General features: G+C 45.5%; 19 protein-coding genes, 1 tRNA gene and 1 pseudogene. 6 read left to right on the plus strand and 15 right to left on the minus strand.

The annotated features are described in order from the left end of the window. Positions 1-376 precede the first annotated feature (376 nt). Genes ACXLDX_RS01280 through ACXLDX_RS01305 form a run of 6 tightly spaced genes read right to left on the minus strand, consistent with a single transcriptional unit; the run spans position 377 to position 6,817 of the window. Positions 377-1,816, minus strand: a complete 1,440-nt coding sequence (locus tag ACXLDX_RS01280) for a sigma-54-dependent transcriptional regulator (protein WP_457575378.1) — start codon at positions 1,814-1,816, stop codon at positions 377-379. 20 nt (positions 1,817-1,836) lie between these two features. Then, the gene (locus ACXLDX_RS01285) at positions 1,837-3,825 is read right to left on the minus strand and encodes a c-type heme family protein (RefSeq protein WP_457575379.1); all 1,989 of its coding nucleotides are present in this window, start codon (positions 3,823-3,825) and stop codon (positions 1,837-1,839) included. 33 nt (positions 3,826-3,858) lie between these two features. Next, the gene (locus tag ACXLDX_RS01290) at positions 3,859-4,401 is read right to left on the minus strand and encodes a hypothetical protein (RefSeq protein WP_457575380.1); all 543 of its coding nucleotides are present in this window, start codon (positions 4,399-4,401) and stop codon (positions 3,859-3,861) included. A gap of 42 nt (positions 4,402-4,443) precedes the next feature. Next, positions 4,444-4,989 carry a universal stress protein gene (locus ACXLDX_RS01295; RefSeq protein ID WP_457575381.1) on the minus strand — a complete coding sequence of 182 codons (546 nt, stop codon included), beginning with the start codon at positions 4,987-4,989 and terminating at the stop codon, positions 4,444-4,446. Between the two features lie 29 nt (positions 4,990-5,018). Next, a complete protein-coding gene (locus ACXLDX_RS01300) occupies positions 5,019-5,171 on the minus strand; it encodes a hypothetical protein (protein ID WP_457575382.1) in 153 nt (50 codons plus the stop codon). Positions 5,172-5,185: 14 nt separating this feature from the next. Next, the gene (locus tag ACXLDX_RS01305) at positions 5,186-6,817 is read right to left on the minus strand and encodes a YeiH family protein (RefSeq protein WP_457575383.1); all 1,632 of its coding nucleotides are present in this window, start codon (positions 6,815-6,817) and stop codon (positions 5,186-5,188) included. A gap of 427 nt (positions 6,818-7,244) precedes the next feature. Between ACXLDX_RS01305 and ACXLDX_RS01310 the strand changes: the two genes are divergently transcribed. Next, positions 7,245-7,508: an RNA recognition motif domain-containing protein gene (locus ACXLDX_RS01310; protein ID WP_457575384.1), complete on the plus strand. Its 264-nt coding sequence runs from the start codon at positions 7,245-7,247 to the stop codon at positions 7,506-7,508. Between the two features lie 365 nt (positions 7,509-7,873). After that, the gene (locus ACXLDX_RS01315; protein WP_457575385.1) at positions 7,874-8,074 is read left to right on the plus strand and encodes a cold-shock protein; all 201 of its coding nucleotides are present in this window, start codon (positions 7,874-7,876) and stop codon (positions 8,072-8,074) included. A gap of 118 nt (positions 8,075-8,192) precedes the next feature. On the opposite strand, the gene ACXLDX_RS01320 is transcribed toward ACXLDX_RS01315, so the two are convergent. Beyond that, positions 8,193-8,268 (minus strand) — tRNA-Thr (locus tag ACXLDX_RS01320). Between the two features lie 221 nt (positions 8,269-8,489). Between ACXLDX_RS01320 and ACXLDX_RS01325 the strand changes: the two genes are divergently transcribed. Next, entirely contained in the window at positions 8,490-10,019 is a 1,530-nt protein-coding gene (locus ACXLDX_RS01325; RefSeq protein ID WP_457575386.1) for a cytochrome c3 family protein, read from the plus strand. Next, positions 10,000-10,731 carry a septal ring lytic transglycosylase RlpA family protein gene (locus ACXLDX_RS01330; RefSeq protein WP_457575387.1) on the plus strand — a complete coding sequence of 244 codons (732 nt, stop codon included), beginning with the start codon at positions 10,000-10,002 and terminating at the stop codon, positions 10,729-10,731. The genes ACXLDX_RS01325 and ACXLDX_RS01330 overlap by 20 nt, the downstream gene beginning before the upstream one ends. Before the next feature lie 87 nt (positions 10,732-10,818). Here the strand turns inward: ACXLDX_RS01330 and ACXLDX_RS01335 are convergent, their stop codons facing one another. From ACXLDX_RS01335 to ACXLDX_RS01360, 6 genes are all read right to left on the minus strand, one after another. Next, positions 10,819-11,472 (minus strand): phosphoribosylanthranilate isomerase, encoded by a 654-nt coding sequence (locus ACXLDX_RS01335; protein ID WP_457575388.1) that lies wholly within the window; start codon positions 11,470-11,472, stop codon positions 10,819-10,821. Next, positions 11,469-12,245: an indole-3-glycerol phosphate synthase TrpC gene (gene trpC / locus ACXLDX_RS01340; protein WP_457575389.1), complete on the minus strand. Its 777-nt coding sequence runs from the start codon at positions 12,243-12,245 to the stop codon at positions 11,469-11,471. Before trpC ends, ACXLDX_RS01335 begins: the two co-directional genes overlap by 4 nt. 196 nt (positions 12,246-12,441) lie before the next feature. Next, positions 12,442-13,296, minus strand: a complete 855-nt coding sequence (locus ACXLDX_RS01345) for an ABC transporter permease (protein WP_457575391.1) — start codon at positions 13,294-13,296, stop codon at positions 12,442-12,444. Then, positions 13,293-14,147 (minus strand): ABC transporter permease, encoded by an 855-nt coding sequence (locus tag ACXLDX_RS01350; protein WP_457575392.1) that lies wholly within the window; start codon positions 14,145-14,147, stop codon positions 13,293-13,295. The genes ACXLDX_RS01345 and ACXLDX_RS01350 overlap by 4 nt, the downstream gene beginning before the upstream one ends. A gap of 4 nt (positions 14,148-14,151) precedes the next feature. After that, positions 14,152-15,210, minus strand: coding sequence for an ABC transporter ATP-binding protein (locus ACXLDX_RS01355; protein ID WP_457575393.1), 1,059 nt, complete (start codon positions 15,208-15,210; stop codon positions 14,152-14,154). A gap of 318 nt (positions 15,211-15,528) precedes the next feature. Next, a complete protein-coding gene (locus tag ACXLDX_RS01360; protein WP_457575394.1) occupies positions 15,529-16,590 on the minus strand; it encodes an extracellular solute-binding protein in 1,062 nt (353 codons plus the stop codon). Between the two features lie 408 nt (positions 16,591-16,998). Here ACXLDX_RS01360 and ACXLDX_RS01365 point away from each other — a divergent pair, with 408 nt between their 5' ends. After that, a complete protein-coding gene (locus ACXLDX_RS01365; RefSeq protein WP_457575395.1) occupies positions 16,999-18,411 on the plus strand; it encodes an NAD(P)/FAD-dependent oxidoreductase in 1,413 nt (470 codons plus the stop codon). Continuing rightward, positions 18,404-19,378 carry an NAD(P)/FAD-dependent oxidoreductase gene (locus ACXLDX_RS01370; RefSeq protein ID WP_457575396.1) on the plus strand — a complete coding sequence of 325 codons (975 nt, stop codon included), beginning with the start codon at positions 18,404-18,406 and terminating at the stop codon, positions 19,376-19,378. The genes ACXLDX_RS01365 and ACXLDX_RS01370 overlap by 8 nt, the downstream gene beginning before the upstream one ends. Before the next feature lie 415 nt (positions 19,379-19,793). Here ACXLDX_RS01370 and tnpA read toward each other — a convergent pair whose 3' ends face one another. Both tnpA and ACXLDX_RS01380 read right to left on the minus strand, forming a co-directional pair. Beyond that, positions 19,794-20,021 carry an IS200/IS605 family transposase gene (gene tnpA, locus ACXLDX_RS01375; protein ID WP_457575404.1) on the minus strand — a complete coding sequence of 76 codons (228 nt, stop codon included), beginning with the start codon at positions 20,019-20,021 and terminating at the stop codon, positions 19,794-19,796. Between the two features lie 799 nt (positions 20,022-20,820). Further along, a pseudogene (locus ACXLDX_RS01380) lies at positions 20,821-20,922 on the minus strand (IS200/IS605 family transposase); the annotation flags it as partial. Positions 20,923-21,277: the final 355 nt, after the last annotated feature.

The following is a 21,277-nucleotide window of genomic DNA, read 5'->3' on the forward strand; positions in this document are numbered from 1 at the left end:
CTCCATTACAAATTATTCTTTTATAATTACCGATAGTTATATATCAGCATTGACAAATAAAACACGATTACGTTTTAATTCAGATTCGACTGAAGAAAGAGAACCTTATCAGATTGAATATACGGAAGAAAACAAAACCTGAATCCAGCATTTCAGAAAATCCAGGCTCTCGCAGGCTCGCTTACCCGCTTCACAATCAATGATATGAGAAGCATATTATACGTTAGCGCCATTGAACCTCGCGTCTCCGGAAGGCACCTTAAAAACAGGTCTCAGAGAAGATCACCACACCGGTTGCAGTATAAATTATTATTAATAAATATACCAGTAAACATTCGGTAAATATCTATTTAATTTGTCAGGGTATTTTGAAAAATCAGATTTTTCGTTCGAGGTCTTCAGCACGATAACCGGAGGCTTTAATGTCCAGTCTTTTCATGATTTTCTGAAGTGCCCCCCGGGACAGCCCGGAAATTTCAGCACTCTTCGTGACGTTTCCTCCGGTTTTTTTAAGAATAGACGCAATATAGCGGGTAGTGAAGGAATCGACCAATCCCTGTTTAGCCTGCTTATAGGTCATATCCTCTATTGCGTAGGCAAATGGCGACAAATCCGTACTGTCACGAAAAGGCTGGGGGGGGTTTTCAACGAAATTGAGGTCTTCCAGTTGAATAACCTGGCCGGGACAGAACATGACAATACGCCTTACAACATTCTGCAGCTCCCGGACATTGCCGGGCCAGTCCCGACCAACCAGAGCCGACACGGCCCGCTGGCAGAACGTCTTTGGCGTAATCTGCAGTTCGTCACAGACCCTGGCCGTAAAATGATGGATGAGTTCCGGAATATCCTCCCTCATGTTTCTCAGGGACGGAGTATTGAGTGTAACCACGTTCAAGCGGTAAAACAGGTCCTCCCTGAAACGTTTTTCCGCTATCATCTCCTCCAGATCCAGGTTAGTCAGAGCCAGAATACGCACATCTATTTTCTGTTCCATGGAATCCCCAAGAGGTCTGATCTCCTGCTCCTGAAGAACCCTCAACAGTTTTGACTGGATGGACAGGGGCAGATCTCCCACCTCGTCCAGGCAGATAGTTCCCCCGTCTGCTTCGGCAAACAGCCCTTTTTTGGACTGATGGGCGTCGGTAAAGGCACCCTTTGTGTGACCGAACAATTCGCTTTCAAGAAGATTTTCAGGAATCGCGGGACAGTTCACCATCACAAGAGGTCCTTCACACCTTTCACTGATCGTATGTATGGCCCTTGCAGTGAGCTCTTTGCCGGTACCGGATTCACCCCGAACAAGGGTCGTATAATTTGATTTTGCTATTATCTCAAGCTTATAGAGAAAATCCCGCATCACCGGAGAAGAACCGACAAAACCATTGTCTGCCGACACCTGCTTAACTTTCTGCCTGAGAGCATAATTTTCCCTGATGAGCCAGTTCCGCTCAAGTCCTTTCTGAACCACACGGCAGAGCAACTGATTTTCAAAAGGTTTTGAAATGAAATCATAAGCCCCCGCCTTAATGGCTTCAACTGCCATTTCAATGGACCCGTATCCGGTCATCATAATTACGGTCATCCACGGGTCGCACTCCTGCAACTCAACCAGCAGTTCAAGGCCGCTCTTGCCCTCCATCTTGATATCCAGCAGTGCCAGGTCAAAGGTGATATCCCGAACCACGTGCAGTGCCTCTTCAGCATTCCCGCATATCACCGTTTCAATTTCCGGCATTTTGCGAGCCAGAACCCGCTGCAGACCGGTCCGCATATCATATTCATCATCCACAATGAGGATCTTTACATCACTCATCCAGACTCTCCCGGTAGCACTCACCGATTCAGGGACATCCCAGGTACAGGCAGGGTAATAATAAACCTGGTCATTTCACCACTACTCTCAACCCGAATTTCCCCCCCGTGATCATGAATGATCCCATAACTCACAGAAAGCCCGAGGCCGGTTCCCTTACCCGGGGCCTTAGTGGTAAAAAACGGATCGAAAATTTTATCGTACAGCTCCGGGGGAATCCCGCAGCCGTTATCAGCCACAATAATCACTACTTCTCCAGTCTGCTCATCATATCCTGTTGAAATGATGATTCTACCCTCTTTTTCAATAGCCTGGGCACTGTTCAGCAGCAGATTGAGAATAACCTGCTTGAACCTGTCAATATCGAGTTCCATTGCCGGAACCCCGTCATCAAGATCCGTTTCCACACGGATGGACTGCAGTTCAAGCTGGTTCAGTGACATTGACACCACTTCCAGAACGAGCTCATTGATTGAGGCAAGGGCGAGGGCCGGTTTGGTATGGCGGGCAAACCGGAGCAGATCGGAGATAATATTTCTGCAATTCCCGGCATGTTTTTCTATAATTTCAAGATCCGCACGGGATTCAGGAGAAAGTTCATCATCCTTTAACAAGTCAATATGACAAAGAATAACCCCAAGAGGATTATTAATTTCATGGGCGACACCTGCCGCCAGCTGGCCCATGGAAACCAGTTTTTCCGTCTGTTGTATTTTCAACTCGAGTTTTTTCTGCTCCGTAATATCCTTGACATAACAGACTATACTTTTTACGGCTCTTGATTCATCGGTTACCGGATAAAAATAAATTAGAAATATCTCTCCACTCTCAATCTGTACCTCCCGGCTGACTGGCTTATCGGCAAGTCCATGCAGCAGTTCAGTGCATCGGGCCAGGGGACAGACAGCCTGTAGAGCCAGATCAGAGATATTACGTCCCAGCACAGCATCCATTTCAAGGCCATATCGTTGCAGGAAAGCCCGGTTGACTATCTTGATCCTGCCCGATTTCCGGCTCAGGAGAACCACAGGATCGGTTATACCATCGAATACGGATTGCAGCAGCTCTTTGGACCTCAGAATCTGTGCGGCATACTGTTCCACTGTCTGCCTGCTCTTTTCAAGGTGATCCACAATAGTTTGAGCTGTCTCTGTCAATTCCTCAATCTCGTCAAGGGTCTGGGATTTTTCCAACAATGCCAGTCCCTTCTCATCCCTGAGACTTGTCCGGAAAACATTAAGCAACAGGCGGAGATTCTGGGCAATCAGGCGGTTGAAAAAAAGACTGATGATGGCATAGAGAAAAATAATAGAGGGAATAACCCCGGAAAAAACGATAAAGGCAATCTCCTTAATCTTCAGAAGGTTAATATCCACAGGCAACCCCACACTGATCACTCCGGCGACCTCCCCCTCCTTTCTGTGAAACCCGCCGTTGCCGCCATAAATCCTGAGTAATTTTTCGGGGGCGTCCTCAGGCTTGCCATGGCAATGGAGGCAGGTTTTCTTGAAAACAACAGGCTGGAACCGCATAAATACCCTTTGCCCCGATTCATTCTCAATAATCTTCTGCCATTCATCAACATGGGGGTTTTCTGCAAAATAGGTGATCATTTCCCTCTCAATCGGATTGGCCTCATAGTCGGGATTTCTGGCATTGATGGATACCCGCCGGTAGGTAAAATCATCCACCTCCATATTGACTCTTTCCATAATGGCCCGACTGATATAGGAGGAAGACATGGCCTCGAGAATAAACTCATCGGCCCCGATCACACTGTACATCCTGGGGCGCAGAACTTCCCGGACATAACTGCGACTGGCATCCATGGCAGTCATGATCAGAGCAGCCTTCTGGTAAGCCTCATCTTCCAGTATTTCCTTTTGCTGAAAATAAATCGTAATGGAGGCAAGACCGGAAAAAAACACAAGAATGGCCCCAAGACCCAGCAGGAATTTCGTCTGGATACCGGATTGCCTTTTCTGTCGTCTGTTTTCCATGGCGTTCATAATACACCAAATGAAAGAAAAAAATGCAGAGGATTACTTCATAAAAAAGACATAGCCGACAATAATGAGGAGAATAACAAACAGCTCAACAATTGTAATACGAATGATCATCAGGGAAATTTTTCGCTGGGAAGGATTCATCTTCAAAATAATCCGATCCATAATAGTCCGGAAAAGGAGCGTAACCGGATTGGTTTTCAGGTACAGCCGCAAATACTCCTTTATACTTCGCAACCAGAGAACGACATGTCTCTCCTCATCCTCAGATGGCTCACGGGAATAAAAAACCTGAGCCGAAACTGTAGAACCCTTCCCTGAAATAATAATCCTGTGCCAGTAATGGTCGGTGATCTCGATTACAATTGTATTGTCCGAAACAAATGTTCCTGAAAACACAAAAGGAGTGCCGCTTCCATGATCCTCGCCCTCCAGAGAGAATGCCCTTTGTTTCAAAGAGAACTGTTTGATATTCCAGTGGGGATTCAATCTGAAGAATTGTTCCGCAGAAACCTTTTGCAGAAGTTCAGCCCCGGACCTGCCATTGAACGGCAGATATAAGTCATATTCTTTTTTCATATAATCGTCAATCAACAGACATAGCAGCGGAAATTGGCGCCCTCATGGTGCAATTAAAACAGGACAGGGAAGAAGAGGATGGAGCTTCCTGTTGGAAATGGTATCGGCAAGCCCTTTTTCCATCACAAGAGAAGTCAGCCGCCGGGGCTTTTTACGGAACGGACCCATTACAATAATATCACAACCCGTTTTTTCGGCAACTTCACAGATTGTTTCTTCAATGGGACCGACAATTTTCATAAACCTGACTTTTTCCGCCAGGGGATGTTCTTTTTTCAAACGGTTCCAGTCCTCTTCAATTTCACGACTGAGCTGTTCCTGGACATAATCCTTGAAACGCGTTCTGGTGGTCGAGGTATTCAGCCAGTCATCGGATGACATTTTACTCCAGTCACTGTCAATCACGGTCAGCACCACGATTCTTTCCAGGCTTAAATAATCAACCATTTTTTCAAAAACCAGGTTCTCAGCTTTCCTTGCTCCGGGACTGCCGTGTGTGCAGAGCAGTATTTTTTTGAACATTTTCTTCTCCATGGCCCTGTGATAAGAAAGCGATGGTTCCTCCATGGAAACCACCGCCATTTTCATTGGGAATGACTACCTGTACCCTTTCCGGCTCACATCCATTTTGTGAAAACCAAAACCACAAAGGTGGTTATAAGGCAGAATATGAGAGCAGTTAAATCTTCCGCCCGCTCACTGTTGAATACGGAAAGTGCCCGCTCCTCCAGCTCCTCAACATTTTCATCATCTTTTATTTTTTCACTCATTTTTCATCTCCTCATCAATGCAGAACAACATCTTTTACGAGCCAGAGAACAACAAAAAACGACAGCGTCGCCTTCATGATTCCTGATATACCGCCAATCACCAGCGGCCAGCCACCGGCCTGAAAAATAGCCTTCTTCGTAATCTGCATGCCGAGTCCTATCAGGCCAAAGGCGAAAAACCAGATCATGCAGTCCGTGAGGGTTGAAACTGTTTTTGATTTTTTATGAACCTGCTTGACAGCATGTTTTATAACACTGGTCACATTTTTATCCAGAGACAGTTTTTTTGCCTTGGCGGCTGCCAGAATGGATTCCAGCTGTACCATTCTTGCCTGACCGGTCTTGTCAAAAACCTTTTTATCACCACGATCATCAAAATTTCCGGCGATCTGACGCTGTTTATGCAGATTTTCAACCGCTTCCATCTGGGAGGCTGACAGTCCGGTAACAGTTCCGGATGCCAGAGCCTTGTCAAGAACATTCCATTCATCCTCCGTAATCTGGCTCCTGTCGTTATAGCTGACATCAATGAATTTGCCTTTATAATGCTGTGGTGGAGAAAAAAGCCCCATGGATGACATGAAAAAGAGCAGGAGAAAACCAAGAATAAAAATGGGAAACTTGTCAATGACAACTGTCTTGAAACTCAGCTTCTGGCCACTCTCTTTCCCAAACCATGTGGCTAAAACCAGTACAATGATGGGCAGAAAGAGAACCCGTGTAATATTGAATATCTCTGCAACTTTCAGGGTTTTGATATCAACAGCATCGAAAGCAAGAGCAGCTGCAGCCACCTGAGCAGAATTAAGGATTCCCGTACCGGCCCAGGCTCCAAACTGAACGGGATTCATACCAACCATTTTGCCCACAGTGGGAAATATAAACATGCAGAGAATGCCAAAGGAAAGTATGGTTCCGATGGTATAGGCCATCTCCTCACTCTTTGCCTTGACCACGGGGGCAACAGCAACAGTGGCCGAAACACCGCAGACACCCATGCCGGCAGAGAGTACTCCGGTCATTGTTTTAGGTTGATTGAAAATCTTCCCAAGCCAGAGAACAAGAAAAACCGTGCCAAGGACAAAAATACCGATCAACCAGATACTGTAGATCCCCAGTTTCGCAAGTTCAGCAAAACTGTACCGCGCGCCCAGCATAATGACACCCATTTTCAGGACAAACCTCGCACACTTAACTCCCGGAGCAGCAAATTTCGGGATACCAATGGTATTGGTGACGAAAACACCAACCAGCAACCCGAGAACAACATAATTCAGGTTGAGAATTTTATAGGCATTAAAACCAATCACCGGCGCCAGCGCCTTGGTCCAGATCTTTACCATCGGTTCAAGATACCAGCGAATAACCATGGCCAGTACCAGCATAAGAATAATACCACCGACGATCTGAAGAAAGAACCTGTCAAACAGGGTATTTCCAGGCTCACGAAATGTGTTTATCAACGCTCCCAGAAAGCCGAAGGCAGCAACGATAAAACACATCGTCACCTGAAAATCCATGGTCTTATGGGTATGCAGATATTTCATAGTAGGCAGTAATGCCCCGGTCATTGCTATCAGACCATAAATCAGCAGGATACCGCTCATCACAAAAAGCGGCATATTGTCTTTAATACGGGATGCCATTCATTTCCTCCTTTTGTAAGAATTAGTCCGGACTAGACAGCACATTGCTTTTTCCGGATATTACGTGCATTTCTCTTACAAGAGCAAACCATGTGCCAGAAGAAAAAATTGACATTATAATTTTTTATCGTTTTATTTCGGGTAAATAGTAGTATTCCATTTTCCCGGGAACAGTGAAAATGGAATATAAAAGGATCACAATGTAGACACTGCCGCCCAGAGTAACCACTGATATCGGAAAAGTCCCTGCCGCCAGGGGGAATAAAAAAATAAAAGCTTGCTTTCCACGCCGACATACATTATTATGCTTTGTTTAATCATTGAAAATCAGATCAAACAAAGTATTACTCGTCACCCCTTCTGCAGTTTTCCTGCAGTCCTGATGCCGATAAAGACTCTGGCCGATCACAACCTCTGGAGAAGCTGAGTGAAACTTTTTATCGGCAATTTACCTTATGACATCACAGAACCCGAAGTTCTGGAACTCTTCAGCACCTATGGTGAGGTAGTTAATGCAAGCCTGGTGACAGATCACTTCTCAGGTCGCTCGAAAGGTTTTGCCTTTGTGGAAATGGCTACAAGGTCTGAAGGTCATCGGGCGATGGAAACACTCAACAAGAAAGAATACAGACATAGACAGCTTGTCTGCAATGAGGCCAAGCCTCAGAAAAAAGGTAAACGCCGCAGATAAACGCCGAATACAGAAGGCTGCCCCCCTTCCTTATTAGATAATAAATAGTTACAAATAAAGTAACTACTCACAGGGGTAGCAATTATATGATTTTATTACCTCTGAACTGTAATTGCTCACAGGTGCCACAGATTTTTGCAGGCTCTTTTGTTTGCTAGAGCCTACCTATGCGGACAAAAGAGACCGTGAAAAGCTGGGGTACCTGTGAGCAATTACCAAATAAATATATTTCAGCCACATCTCTTCACCATGAAGAGATGTGGCAGCACACTCAGCCGGCAATACGGTTGAAGCCGATAAACCTCAGTCGGTTATCAGCAATTCACAAAACGGGAAAGAATCCCAAATACACAGGAGTATCAGCAATGGCAGATGGAACAGTAAAATGGTTTAATGACGCAAAAGGTTTTGGCTTTATCGAGCAGGATGGAGGTCAGGATGTTTTCGTTCATCATTCCGCCATCCAGGCAGACGGTTTTAAATCCCTCGACGAAGGCGAGCGCGTCAGTTTTGATGTTGTCGACGGACAGAAAGGCCCCGCCGCACAAAACGTTATAAAGCTCTAACCCGAACTGCTCATATTTTTATGAGCAATCAGGACTGATTTTGAATTTTCGGGCAGCCGCTCACGAATTCAGAAAAAAAGGATTTACAGCATCGGCTGTAAATCCTTTTTTTTATATTTGGAGCCAGCAAGCGGGATCGAACCGCTGGCCTGCGCTTTACGAGAGCGCCGCTCTACCAACTGAGCTATGCTGGCAATTTTCCTTTTCCAAACCTGGATAAAATCAGTACGCCTATATATCAGGTAATCGGAAAAAGTTCAACTGTTACCTTGATTTTCCCCCGAACCAACAGCGAAGATGTGGATATTCTTTACAGAATATGTTTTTTTAATGAACCTGCTATAAACCTCCGTTTATTTAGAAATGTATCTGCTCCATCATAGGGATCAAAAACAAATATCGAAAATTGAAAATAATGAAATGCGGATTCCCGCCATATAGCCATATCCTGCTGACACTCACCCTTCCGGTTTTCCTGTTCTGTCTTTCCTCCTGTCAGGAACAGGTTCAAAACAGGGAAAACAGTTGCAGGAGTTGCCACACCATGAAACTCGACAGAGATCACCAGACAGGCTGTACAACCTGTCACGATGGTAACAGCCGGAGCAGGAAAAAAGATGTGGCCCATTTCAATATGGTTCGCCATCCTTCCCATCCGGACAATATGGAGAAACGTTGTGGCGGATGTCATGAAGACGCTGTAAAAGACGTGCGCCACTCCCTCCATTTCACCCTGAAAAATAGCACAAACCTGTTCAGACAGGCCTTTGGCGCCGAAATTCAACTTGATTCATTTCTTGAAACACCACAACACGACAAAATAAAAACAACCCTTGATCTTGCCGACGATCTCCTGCGACGAAGATGTTTCAGATGTCATCCCTATTCCGCCGGTGATAATTATCCAGCCACCCACCGGGGAACAGGATGCGCAGCCTGCCACCTCAAACGGGAAGACGGCAGGTTCTCCCATGTCTTCAGCAGTCCCGGGGATAAAAACTGTCTGTCCTGTCATTACGGCAACAGGGTCGGTGCCGATTATTACGGCCGGTTTGAACATGATTTCAACAACGAATATCGAACCCCGTACAGAACAGATGATCCACAACCCCGCCCCTATGGTCTCGAATTCCACCAGCTTCAGCCTGATATTCACCAGAAGCGCGGTCTGCTCTGTATTGACTGCCATTCCGGCTCATCACTGATGAACGTAGGCGAAGGGCGGAAAATCACGACCTGTGCAGACTGTCATTGGAAAACACAGCTTGACGAAATACTGCCGCCCAGAATAACCAGAAAGGACAGCGGTTATTTCCTGTTATCCGCTACCGGCAAGGTCCATCGCATCCCTCTCCTGGAAAACAAAGCACATTTTCAGAATAAAACGGAGGAACCGAACCAAATAGACGGACCACCACAGCCACATGACAATCCTAATTCGACAAAACGGCCTTTAATAAAAAAAATATCCTGCCAGGTCTGTCATGCCCGGTGGAGTTTCAATGATTTCGGCAGACATTTCCTCAGGTCAGATACCGACGATTTTGATCCATGGATCTTTCTGACCAGACAGGGAAGCTCGGAGATAGAAGATATACTGACCAATAATACAGATTATGACAGGGAAGAACTCCCCCCTGAAATGGCAGACAAGATTAACGGCAGGAAAAAAATCGGACTCTGGTACAAAGGATATGGTATGCGCCGCTGGCAGCCGGTTTTGCTTGACCGAGATAAAAATGGTACACTCACAACTGTAAGACCTGCACTTGATTACTTTTTATCTTGGATTGATGAAGAAGAGAAAGTCCGCATTGACTCTCAAAAAGCCAACTCAAAACATAACGGACTACGCCCCTATACGCCCCACACTACCGGTGCAGCCGGACTCTTCTATAAAAATCGTATCAGTACTTTTCTAAAAAATGAAACCAGGCAGCAATAATTTCAACAGACAGCATACTTTCAGAATTACATTTCTCCTGATCATCTTCTGTTCTCTCTGGCTGACAGACCGGGTTGAGTCCGCCACCCGACGCCATCATACGCAGAAACCCTATGTAATCAATGCAAAACGGTATTATCCCATTCCTTCCGCCTCCGGATTTATCCAGACGGGCCTTGCATCATGGTATGGTCGTGATTTTCATGGCCGCAGGACTTCCAACGGTGAAATATACAATATGTATTCCATGACCGCTGCTCACAAAACCCTGCCGATGAATACCATGCTGCTGGTAAAAAACCTGCACAACGGTCGGGAAACCGTAGTGCGGGTCAATGACCGGGGACCATTCATCCGGGGAAGAATTATTGACCTGAGCTACAGGGCCGCCAAAAAAATAGGCCTGGTAAGTGAAGGGGTTGCCAGGGTCAAAATTGTGGCTCTGGCTGAAAAAAGATCATCATATCCGGATTTCAATTCCGGAGAATTCTATGTACAGATTGGTGCCTTTGCCCGGAAGATCAACGCGTTGAAACTGCAGAAACGGTTTACCGACGCGGGACATACAACAGTAATCCAAAAATACTATGGCCCCCTGTCGATACTCTACAGGGTCCAGGTCTATGTGGGAACAACCCTGAAAAATGCAAGAAGAGCCGAAAAGGCCCTGCATGATTATGGTTACAAAGGAGCTTTTATTATAGCCCGATGACTATCCATGTGACGTTATTGCTCATATGCACCCCTGACCGGGCAACGCAGATACCGGGCCTGAAAACCATTCATGGACAGGGATTAACTATATGTTTTGGCAATAAATTTTCCCCATAACCTCTTTTAATAGCCTATGATTTTTTATCCCAGGCGCACTCTCCACACCGGAGTTGATATCCACCGCATAGGGATTCACCGAAGCTATTGCGGCACCGATATTTTGTCCATTCAATCCTCCGGCAAGCACGACAGGAAGACGTAAAACCAGTCTTCTGATTATAGACCAGTCAAATGCTTTTCCCGTTCCTCCCTTCTCCCCCTTCACCCAGGTATCCAAAAGAAAACCATCGACACAATCTTCATAGGGAGTAAAATCTTCCGTAACAGATAGCTCGCTTACCCGGAAAGCCTTTAGAAGTTTCACATGGGGAAGATTCTCCCTGAGATTCTTACAATAGGGCACAGATTCATCGCCATGGAGCTGCAGATGGGAAAATCCGATTGTTCCAACCAGAGATATAAGCCGGTCAGGTTCTTCATTCACCACAACCCCGACCCGATCAACAAAAGGAGACAGGCTGTCACAGATCTTCTTTGCTTTTTCGGCGGAAATATACCGGGGACTGGGTTTATATAGAATAAATCCAAGGGCATCAACACCATAGTTCACGGCGACAGCAGCATCTTCCAATCTGGTCGTACCACACATCTTTACCCTTGTTCTGGCAACAGAATTCACCCTCTCCTCAGCTCCCTCAGCAATCCGGAATCACTCCCCGCCCGCATCAGGGTCTCACCGATCAGGGCAGCACTTACCCCGGCTTCCCTGAGACGGACAATATCCTCTGCAGTTCGAAGTCCGGACTCACTGACAACAGGAATTTCAACCGGAATCATTTTTTTCAGACGAAAAGTTGTTTCCAGATCCATAGAGAAATCTTTCAGGTTCCTGTTATTTATCCCGATCAGATCAGCTCCGGATTCAATGGCCAGCTCTGTTTCTTTTTCATTATGCACCTCCACCAGGGAATCCATGCCATATTCCGTGGCACACAGTCGAAACTCCTGCAACCTGGATCTGTCAAGGATTGCTGCTATCAGCAGAACAGCATCAGCACCATGTAAAGCAGCCTCCCTGATCTGCACCTCATCGATCATAAAATCTTTTCTCAACACCGGCAGCTTCACACTTTGCCGCACCTGCATGAGATAGAGCAGTGAACCCTGGAAATAATCGACGTCAGTGAGCACTGAAACGGCGGCCGCACCATTTTTTTCATAATTTTCAGCAACACGGACGGGCTCAAAATTCTCACTGATAACACCCTTGGACGGGGAGGCTTTTTTTACCTCGGCAATAATGGAAACGGCAGGAGAGGAAACTAACGCATTTCGAAATCCACGAGGGGATTCTACCTCATTTTTCCTGAAAGAAGGGGGCAATTGAATGCCCTCTTTTTTCAGGGAAGCAACTTCTTTTTTCTTAGTTTCTACAATGGTGTCCAGGATCATCGTCAGCAGATTTTTTGTTTTTTAACGGAAGGGCAACGTTACATCAATATTTCAGAGTGGCCTCAAGACTTAACCATGTGGCATGGTTCATAGGAAGAGCACCTTACCTGTTTTTCAAAAAATCTTCAACGAATCACACCTCTCCCGGGTTGTTATAAATTTCAGGATAACTTGAGTAATTTGAATCTTCACCGGTTCAGATTTTTTTCCGGTTAAGTACAAAGCTTATCATCGCGGAAAGGGTGATAAACATGACAATCATAAACGAAACAGCATTCAGAACAGGCGTTGAACTGAATTTAATGCGTGAATAAAGGTCAACCGGCAGGGTCGGGTCAGAGCCGATAAGAAAAATTGTTGTATTGAAGTTTGAAAAACTGATCAAAAATGTGACCACAAAGGCACCGATAATGGCAGGGCGCAGGAACGGGATGGTTATAAGCCTGATCACCTCAAGCCGGGTTGCCCGCAGGCTGAGTGCAGCTTCCTCCAACACCTTGTCAAATTTCTTCAATCGGGCACCCACCAGAAGCATCACATAGGTTGCTCCGAAAGAAAACTGCCCGATAACAACCAGCCAGAACCCAGGGCTTAGAAATTCCATGTTCCAGCCGAAGGTCTCCTCCATATAGGTCCCGGTATACGTTGAAGTGAGCAATATCGAAATACCAAGCACTACCCCGGGAATAACCAGAGGAGCAAGAGCGAGAAAATAGAGCATCCCTTTGAACCTGAACTTTTCCTCTTCAAAAAGCAGTGCTGCAATGGTGCCGACAATGGTAGAAAACATGGCCACAAAAAAACCGGTTTCCACACTTGTCCAGACACTCATCATCAGGTCGGGATCTTTAAACAGGCCAAGCCGGTCATCCGTATCCGCAAAAAACCAGTCCAGGGAAAATCCGTTCCAGGGCAGGGCAATGAAATTCGAATCATTAAATGCCAGCACACAGATCGTAACCAGTGGCATGATAAGAAAGATATAAAACAGTAAAATATAAAAAGAATACCCAACCTTATATAGCCGTGAGCATGGTAATGTACGTATCATGATCCAACCTTCTCAAGTTTTTGTCCCGTCAATTTCAGGGCGATCCAGATAATGGTAGATGACAACATAAGCAGCAGAAAACCAAAGGCAGCTCCCTCGTTCCAGTTGAAGGTGGCCAGAAATTTATTGTAGATCTGCTCCGTAAACCAGAGAGAACTTTTTCCACCCAGAATATTGGGCGCAACATAGTCACCAATCACCAGCATAAATACGATAATTCCCCCGGAAGCAATTCCTGGAGTAGTATAGGGGATAATAATCCGGTAGAAAATTGTCCATTTGGAAGCGCCGAGGTCGCTTGCAGCCTCAATCAGGGAATCATCGAGACTTTCAAGAGCGGACATCATGGGGACGATCATAAAGAGCATGGACATATAGAGCAGACCAATAGTCATGCTGAAACTGTTATACAACATGGGAAGAGGCGTGTCTATCAGGCCGATCCGCATCAGAAAATTATTAATAATTCCACTGTCACTGAGCAGAATCATCCATCCGTAAATGGTGACCAGCTCTCCGATCCATATGGGGATCAAAAGCAACAACACCATAAAACTGCTATATTTTTTTGCCACAACCTTGGTCAGATAGAATGCCACCGGAAAGGTAACCACAAAGGCAAGAAAAGTAACGCCGATGGAATAAACTGCCGTCTCAACGAAGGTGAGCCAGTAAATCTGGTCCTCAAAAAAAGCAAGATAATTGTTCAGGGAAAAAATCATCGTCCCTTCATCGGTTTCAAACCGGAAAGAACGAAAAAACATATCCAGATGCGGAACAACGATCAGCATTACAAGCCATAAAAGGACAGGTACCAGCAAGAGATAAAACGTGCCGCTTCTTTTTTTCATATCTTCAGTCCCGATAACATTTTAAATCATCATAATGAATACCAACCTGCAGTTCATCACCTTCCTTAAGATCTTCAAACTGTGCATTCTGAGGAAGAGAGATCAGAACATCATCATTACCGTTGCTGATATTTGCAGATATTTTCGTGTTGGAACCGTCAAAAAGAATAGCCTTGATCTTCATATCAATGAGTTCCACATCCTCAAGATCGGGGGACGGGTTCAGGATAAAGGCTTCCGGTCTCATGAAAAGCTTGCGTGGTTGAAAATCCAGGCCAGGTCTTTTCAACCTGCAACCGCTCTCGGTAACAAGTACGCCGTCACTGTAGCCGGCAACCGAAAACTCATTACTTTCACCGACAAATCCGGCAACAAAGGAGGTTTTAGGGTTTTTGTAGAGGTTTTTCGGCGTATCGATCTGTTCGAAGCGACCTTCGTTCATCACGGCAACTTTATCGCTCATAACCAGCGCTTCCGATTGATCGTGGGTAATGTAAATAAAAGTGGTTCCTATCTCTTTCTGAAGGACTTTGAGTTCAATTTTCATATGTTCCCGCAGTTTTCTATCCAGTGCGCCCAGAGGCTCATCCAAAAGAAGAATAGACGGCCTGAGCACCAGAGACCGGGCAATAGCCACCCGTTGACGTTGGCCACCGGATAGATCGGTCACCTTTTTCGTTTCAAATCCAACAAGACCGACCCGCTCAAGCATCTCTGCCACTCGGTGTTTGATCTCCTGCTTTGGCAATTTCTGTCTCTGCAGACCAAAGGCAACATTTTTTTCCACATTCATCATGGGGAAAAGGGCTAAATTCTGAAAAACAATATTGACCGGTCGTTTTTCAGGTGGAATGCCTCTCATGGACTCTCCGCGGATAAACAGTTCTCCATCTGTCTCCTCTTCAAAGCCTGCAATCATCCGCAGCAGTGTAGTTTTTCCACAACCGGAACCACCGAGAATAGAAAAGAAACCACCATCATCCACAGTAAAACTTACCGAGTCTACTGCTGTAAAATCCCCGAATTTCTTTGTGATATTTTTTATTTCCAGAACATATCTCATGCTTATTCCTGAGAAGTATCATTTTTGAATAGAAGCCATTTAAACCCCGGGTCAATCCCCGGTAACATGGATCGGGATTACTCCGGATAGTCCAGCATGGCCTGGCCCAACAGCTCAGTCGTTTTTACCCTTGGGGTACAACAGGGCAAGAAAAAACCGACTGGGGTAATTTGACTTTCAGTACCAGAATTATCCAATACAGGAAAGAAATCTGCCTGCAACAGGATAAATCACCTCCTGAATCCGTGGCTGCCCAGTGAAAAAGCAACACAAAGTTCACGGATTCAGGAAGAAGACCTCTGTCAGAATACCTTGTGGCTATTTGGCAGCCTTGATCCTGTCCAGGACCTTTGCTTCAATTGTTTCAAAACCTTCAGGAACAGGCGGGTGCCATTTGATGTTATCTAGCACCTCTGGGGGAAATGACCTGCTGAAATTGGCCTTGATATCTTCATTCAGATATTTGATGGCATCGGCGGAAGCCGTACCGTAGCCTTCCTTGTTTGTGAAGTACGCAGCATTTTTAGGTTCCAGCATAAAATTAATCCACTTATATGCCGCATCAAGATTCTTAGATTTTGCAGGAATCGCAAAGGTATCTATCCACCCAAGGGCACCACTTTTGGGCGCGATAAAGTCTATGTCAGGGTTGGTCTTATGCAGGCTCCAGCCCTTACCGTCCCAACCGGAAATAACCCATGCGTCGCCACTCTTAATGATTGCAACCTGAGTATCACCACTGGTCCAGTAATTTTTCACCAGTTTCTTACCGTCAATAAGAGTCTTTTCAACTCTCTTCATCAGGGCTCGATAAGCGTTGATATCATTATACAGTGCAAATGGATTTTCCCCGAGACCGAAGGCCGTGGCGATCAGCAGCGGTCTTTTCAACCTGTAGGAAATTTTTCCGGCATATTTCGGATTCCACAGATCCGACCAGTCTTTTGCATCCGGGGCCATTTTCTGGTTGACGATCATACCGGTTGTTCCATAACAGAATGGTACTGCATAAGCCTTCCCGTCATATGCACTGTTTTTCTTGACTGCCTCAACCATGGAAGCGGTCAGCTGAGCAGTATTTACCCGACTGAAATCGATCGGCTGGTAAACCGGGAATTTTGCCTGAACAAAAGAGATCCTGTCCTGGCTGGGCTGAGCAAGATCAAATCCTCCACCGCGGGTGGCCCTGAGCTTGGCAATCATCTCCTCATTATTGGAATAGGTGATCTTGACATCAATACCTGTCTGCGCTTCAAAATCCTTTACCAGTTTGGCGGGTGCATATCCCTTCCAGGTCAAAAGCCTCAGGGTGTTTTTTGCCACAGCACCATTGGCAATAAACAAGAGTGCAACCGTACAGATCAATACCAGTTTTTTCATCTTTTAATCCCCTTTTTATTCAGGTTTTTTTAAAACGTGTATACACTTCCGGCAATACACGCCTCTCCACAACTCCTAAATTCAGATAATGTGACTCAATTCATTTTCTCCGGCTGAAGTTCGACACCGGGGCACTGTAATGATCGAGTATTATGATTATATTATAAAACTGTTATGACTTTCTTCAGGAAACACCTTTGATTGTTACCACAATTTTATTGGCCGAACAAGAATTTTTGCACTCCCTGGCGCCCTGTAACAGTCTCACCCCAGTGCAATCATTTTTTCCTGCTTCACCTTTTTATGCAGGGTTCAGCAAAAAAGTGAATCACTTTTTCATTGACTGTTCGGTCATTATTATTTAACATACGGCTACTAACTTCAACAAACAACTTACAGGAAGAAAAAATGAAGAGTAACAACAGCAGCAGCGCACTCCTGGCAGATGGTGATATTGCCATAATCGGTGGTGGAGTTGTGGGATGTGCAGTTGCCCGACGAATGGCTCTCGAAGGAGCTTCTGTGATTCTCCTGGAAAAAGCGTCTGATATTCTCGATGGTGCCAGTAAGGGGAACAGTGCAATCCTCCATACCGGTTTTGATGCACCTCCAGGATCCCTGGAATTAAAATGTGTACAGGAAGGACATGCGGAATATCTTTCTATCTGCAAAGCCATGAACCTGCCGATCCGAAAAACCGGAGCCCTTGTCACAGCCTGGAACCATGAGGAAGAGGAAAGACTTGCCGGCGTCCTGAAAAAAGGACTTGAGAACGGGGTCGAGGACCTGAAACTTCTCGGCAGAGCAGAAATCCGCAAAATTGAACCCAACCTGGACAGCAATGTACGTGCCGCAATCAGTGTACCGAGAGAATATGTAATTGATCCCTGGTCTGCCCCGCTCGCCTACCTGCTGCAGGCAGTAGAAAACGGAGGCAAGGCACTTTTTAATGCCGAAGTCACCGGTGGAGAATTTGATGGCAGTCACTGGTTGTTGAAAACCGGGCGTGGAACTGTCCGGGCACAATATGTGATCAACTGTGCAGGTCTTTACGGCGATATAGTCGACCATGCTGTTCTGGGTAACAGTGAATTCACGATCAAGCCAAGAAAGGGTCAGTTTGTGGTTTTTGATATGGCCGCTTCAAAACTGATCAATTCCGTCATTTTGCCTGTTCCTTCAGAACGGACAAAGGGAATTGTCCTTTTTCCCACCATATTCGGCAACATGATGGTTGGACCTACAGCCGAAGATCAGGATTCCCGTGATGATGCATCCGTCACCGAAGATGTCCTGAACATGCTGGTTGAAAAAGCCGTCACGATGCTGCCGGCTCTGGCAGGTATTCCGGTTACAGCCACGTACGCCGGTATTCGATCAGCAACAGAGAAAAATGAATACCGGATCATCCAGGATACTGAGCGAAACTGGATCACCCTTGGCGGAATACGTTCAACCGGCCTTACGTCGGCCCTGGGACTTGGCCATCATGTCAACGATCTTCTCCGTTCAATGGGTGCGTCGTTCATAAAAAGAAAAAATATTGTTATCCCGACAGTTCCAAATCTTGCGGAGCATCTTCCCCGGGACTGCAATGAACCGGGGTACGGTGAAATTGTCTGTCATTGTGAAATGGTTACCCAGAGAGAAATAGAAGCTGCCCTTACCGGCAAACTCCCGGCCGGGAGTCTTGCCGGACTGAAGAGACGCACCAGGGCTACAATGGGCCGATGCCAGGGCTTTTATTGCTCAGCACGGCTTGCTGAACTCACAAAAGATAAATTCGATCATCCCCTAGGAGTTGGAGAAGCCCATGAATAAAATACTTCAAACCGGCCACTGTGATGTGGCCATAATAGGTGGCGGACCGGCCGGGATTTCTGCCGCAATTACACTGAAGAAATCAGGCCTTGACCGGATTATTATTCTCGAAAGAGAAAGTATGGCCGGGGGCATTCCGCGCCATTGCGGGCATCCACCTTTTGGTATTCGTGAATATAAGCGGATACTCACCGGTCCTGCCTATGCTGAAAAGATAGTTGATGACAGCCTGGCAAAAGGAATTGAAATTGCACTGCGAACAACTGTGATTTCGATCGGACCCGAAGGACTCCTTTCAATTGTATGTCCGGAAGGTGCGGTCGAGCTCAAGGCCAGACGTGTCCTGATAGCCACGGGGGCCCGAGAAACACCACGATCCGCCAGGTTCGTATCAGGTGGCCGGCCACTGGGTATTTACAATACTGGTGCCCTGCAGTCCATGGTCTACCTGAAAAACACGATCCCCTTCAGAAAACCGATCATTATCGGAACAGAAATAGTCAGTTTTTCCGCATTGTTCACCTGTAAAAAATCAGGTATTCGACCTGTTGCCATGGTGGAGGAGAATGTCAGGCCAACAGTTAAATGGCCGATACCCCTCGCTGCCCGGTTTTTTAATGTCCCCCTGCATCTCAATACAAAAGTCACCAGAATCATAGGCCATGACAGAGTCTCCGCGGTCCGTATTGAAGATATGAAGGGTTCCGCAGAAGAAATTTCCTGTGACGGCATTCTTTTTACCGGCAAATTTGTTCCTGAATCCAGTCTGGCACGCATGGGTCATCTCAACATTGAACCTGCCACAGGAATTCCCGTAACTGATAAATACGGCAGATGTTCCGACCGGTCCTACTATGCAGCCGGAAATATCGCCCACCACAAGGCGGAAGTAGCAGGTAAATGCTGGCAAGCCGGAAAGACTGTTGCTATGAATATATACAGGGACCTGGCCGGACAACTGATATGACCGACCACTCTTCGTTTATTCATTTTTACCTTCCTGGACTGCGATCCAGCTCCTTTCGTCGAAATTCCTCTCAGGGATAACAACTCTATGGTTTTAAAATCTCAAAATCATAATTGCTCACAGTGGCTGTAAAGTCGGCAGCAGGGTGCTGAACTGGTGTTTGCTCATAACCTGCTGACCAGAAACAACAACTATTGCTTATGAGAGATCCATGAAGAATCAGCAATTCCCGGATAGGAGTCAAACGATGCAATAGCGTATTGCATTTAACAACTACCCCTAAAAAGGTGAAGTAAAAGGTGACCCTGAAAAGGTAAGTTATTCCAAAGTTTCATCTGTTGTTCCATCCGCTGATTTTTGACCTGTTGCCATCGGACATATTGGCGAATCTTCTCTTCGTCGAGCCCAACGGTACTCACGCAATAATCTTTGGCCCAGAAATGTCTGCCCAATAAAGCCTCTTAAGATCAAGATGCTTATCGAATATTTTGATCGCACACTTTCCTTCCAAAAATCCTACCACACTGGACACTGATAATTTGGGGGAAATCGACAGCACCAAATGGACATGATTCTCTTGAACATTCATTTCCAAAATTTCCACATCAAGAGCTTTGCAAATCTCTCGGATCAGATCACGAATCCGGACACGGCCACGTCTCTAAAGAGAACCGGTTTGCGGTACTTGGTAATCCACACAACATGGATCTTCAGATCATAAAAGGAAAGGGACCTATTGCGATAATGTTTATAATACCGCAAACTTACTAAAATCTTCGTTTGAAAGCGTGGGATTTTTTCACATTCCCCGAAAGGGACATCAAACAAAAACGAATATCAATATTTCTGTTGACTATTCGGGCGTGCTATGTTAACAATTAGTCATTCCGATTAGGAATCGAAGCTGAACAAATAACACAGTTGTTTCTTTCAAATACCCTCTTTGTGCCAATTTCATGACGTTATGCAGCATTCGACTGCTGACGTAAATGTAAAAATCAATTTCCTGGGTAAATTCCTGGGTAAATATTTGCCATTAGGTGATCAAGCAGTAACTCAACACCCACCGGTTAAAACCGGTGGGTTGGATTAACGACTGAAAGTCAGGATACGGGTTAAAAAAGATCCGTTTTATTCAGCCTTGAAATTATTGTCGTCCCTTTTAGGTTCAAAATGATGCTCAGTATAAGTCTTTATCATCTCATCGGTTGTTTGTGACCCCATCTGCTTGAAAATCAATCGTCCAGCAAACATCTGTGTACCCCCCCACAGGGTTTTGCCGAAGATCTTCCTCTGAAAGGGATGTGATTTCAAGTCGATTACGGTCATATTGTCGTTTATGATATGTGTATACAGATAGTTACGTTATACTAAAAAATATTTAACCGGACAGTAGTGATTTCAAACGATTCACAAGTTTGCCGGACAAGTTCTCGTGCTCACAAGGCTGCATCACCGACAAGAACCATATAACGGTACTTTGTTACTCATACTAAATGGTATTCAATATTAAAAACTGTATGACTTGCATATCTGTATTCCATAAAACCCTCCACGTTTGGAGGTACTATTACTCCGTTTTAATAATTTGTTACATATAGGAGTACATTTAATTACTAAATATGTATTGTTAATTTTCTATTTATATATTGTTAATCTTCTATTTTCATGTAAAGATTTTAACGAAACGCTATACTATACAACATCTATTTGAAGTGATAAATCTTCCCGCCTCAAGGCGGGGGCTTAAACCTTAACTGAGACTAGTGTCACGTCAACGATGAAATGACGTAATATTGCGCTGTAATTTTTTGTGCCATTCTGTCTGCGGCTTTGAGCGCATAGTGAGCTATGTAACATAAGCCGCAGGCGGGATGGCGCGAAAAATGACAAGCAAGA

Source organism: Desulfomarina sp., assembly GCF_054039375.1.

Coding starts and splice junctions, on each gene's coding strand:
- ACXLDX_RS01305 (WP_457575383.1), bottom strand. CDS start 6,817: ATGGCATCCCGTATTAAAGACAATATGCCGCTTTTTGTGATGAGCGGT.
- ACXLDX_RS01315 (WP_457575385.1), top strand. CDS start 7,874: ATGGCAGATGGAACAGTAAAATGGTTTAATGACGCAAAAGGTTTTGGC.
- ACXLDX_RS01300 (WP_457575382.1), bottom strand. CDS start 5,171: ATGAGTGAAAAAATAAAAGATGATGAAAATGTTGAGGAGCTGGAGGAG.
- ACXLDX_RS01290 (WP_457575380.1), bottom strand. CDS start 4,401: ATGAAAAAAGAATATGACTTATATCTGCCGTTCAATGGCAGGTCCGGG.
- ACXLDX_RS01355 (WP_457575393.1), bottom strand. CDS start 15,210: ATGAGATATGTTCTGGAAATAAAAAATATCACAAAGAAATTCGGGGAT.
- ACXLDX_RS01370 (WP_457575396.1), top strand. CDS start 18,404: ATGAATAAAATACTTCAAACCGGCCACTGTGATGTGGCCATAATAGGT.
- ACXLDX_RS01285 (WP_457575379.1), bottom strand. CDS start 3,825: ATGAACGCCATGGAAAACAGACGACAGAAAAGGCAATCCGGTATCCAG.
- ACXLDX_RS01360 (WP_457575394.1), bottom strand. CDS start 16,590: ATGAAAAAACTGGTATTGATCTGTACGGTTGCACTCTTGTTTATTGCC.
- ACXLDX_RS01330 (WP_457575387.1), top strand. CDS start 10,000: ATGAAACCAGGCAGCAATAATTTCAACAGACAGCATACTTTCAGAATT.
- ACXLDX_RS01365 (WP_457575395.1), top strand. CDS start 16,999: ATGAAGAGTAACAACAGCAGCAGCGCACTCCTGGCAGATGGTGATATT.
- ACXLDX_RS01280 (WP_457575378.1), bottom strand. CDS start 1,816: ATGAGTGATGTAAAGATCCTCATTGTGGATGATGAATATGATATGCGG.
- ACXLDX_RS01325 (WP_457575386.1), top strand. CDS start 8,490: ATGAAATGCGGATTCCCGCCATATAGCCATATCCTGCTGACACTCACC.
- ACXLDX_RS01345 (WP_457575391.1), bottom strand. CDS start 13,296: ATGATACGTACATTACCATGCTCACGGCTATATAAGGTTGGGTATTCT.
- ACXLDX_RS01295 (WP_457575381.1), bottom strand. CDS start 4,989: ATGAAAATGGCGGTGGTTTCCATGGAGGAACCATCGCTTTCTTATCAC.
- trpC (WP_457575389.1), bottom strand. CDS start 12,245: ATGATCCTGGACACCATTGTAGAAACTAAGAAAAAAGAAGTTGCTTCC.
- ACXLDX_RS01350 (WP_457575392.1), bottom strand. CDS start 14,147: ATGAAAAAAAGAAGCGGCACGTTTTATCTCTTGCTGGTACCTGTCCTT.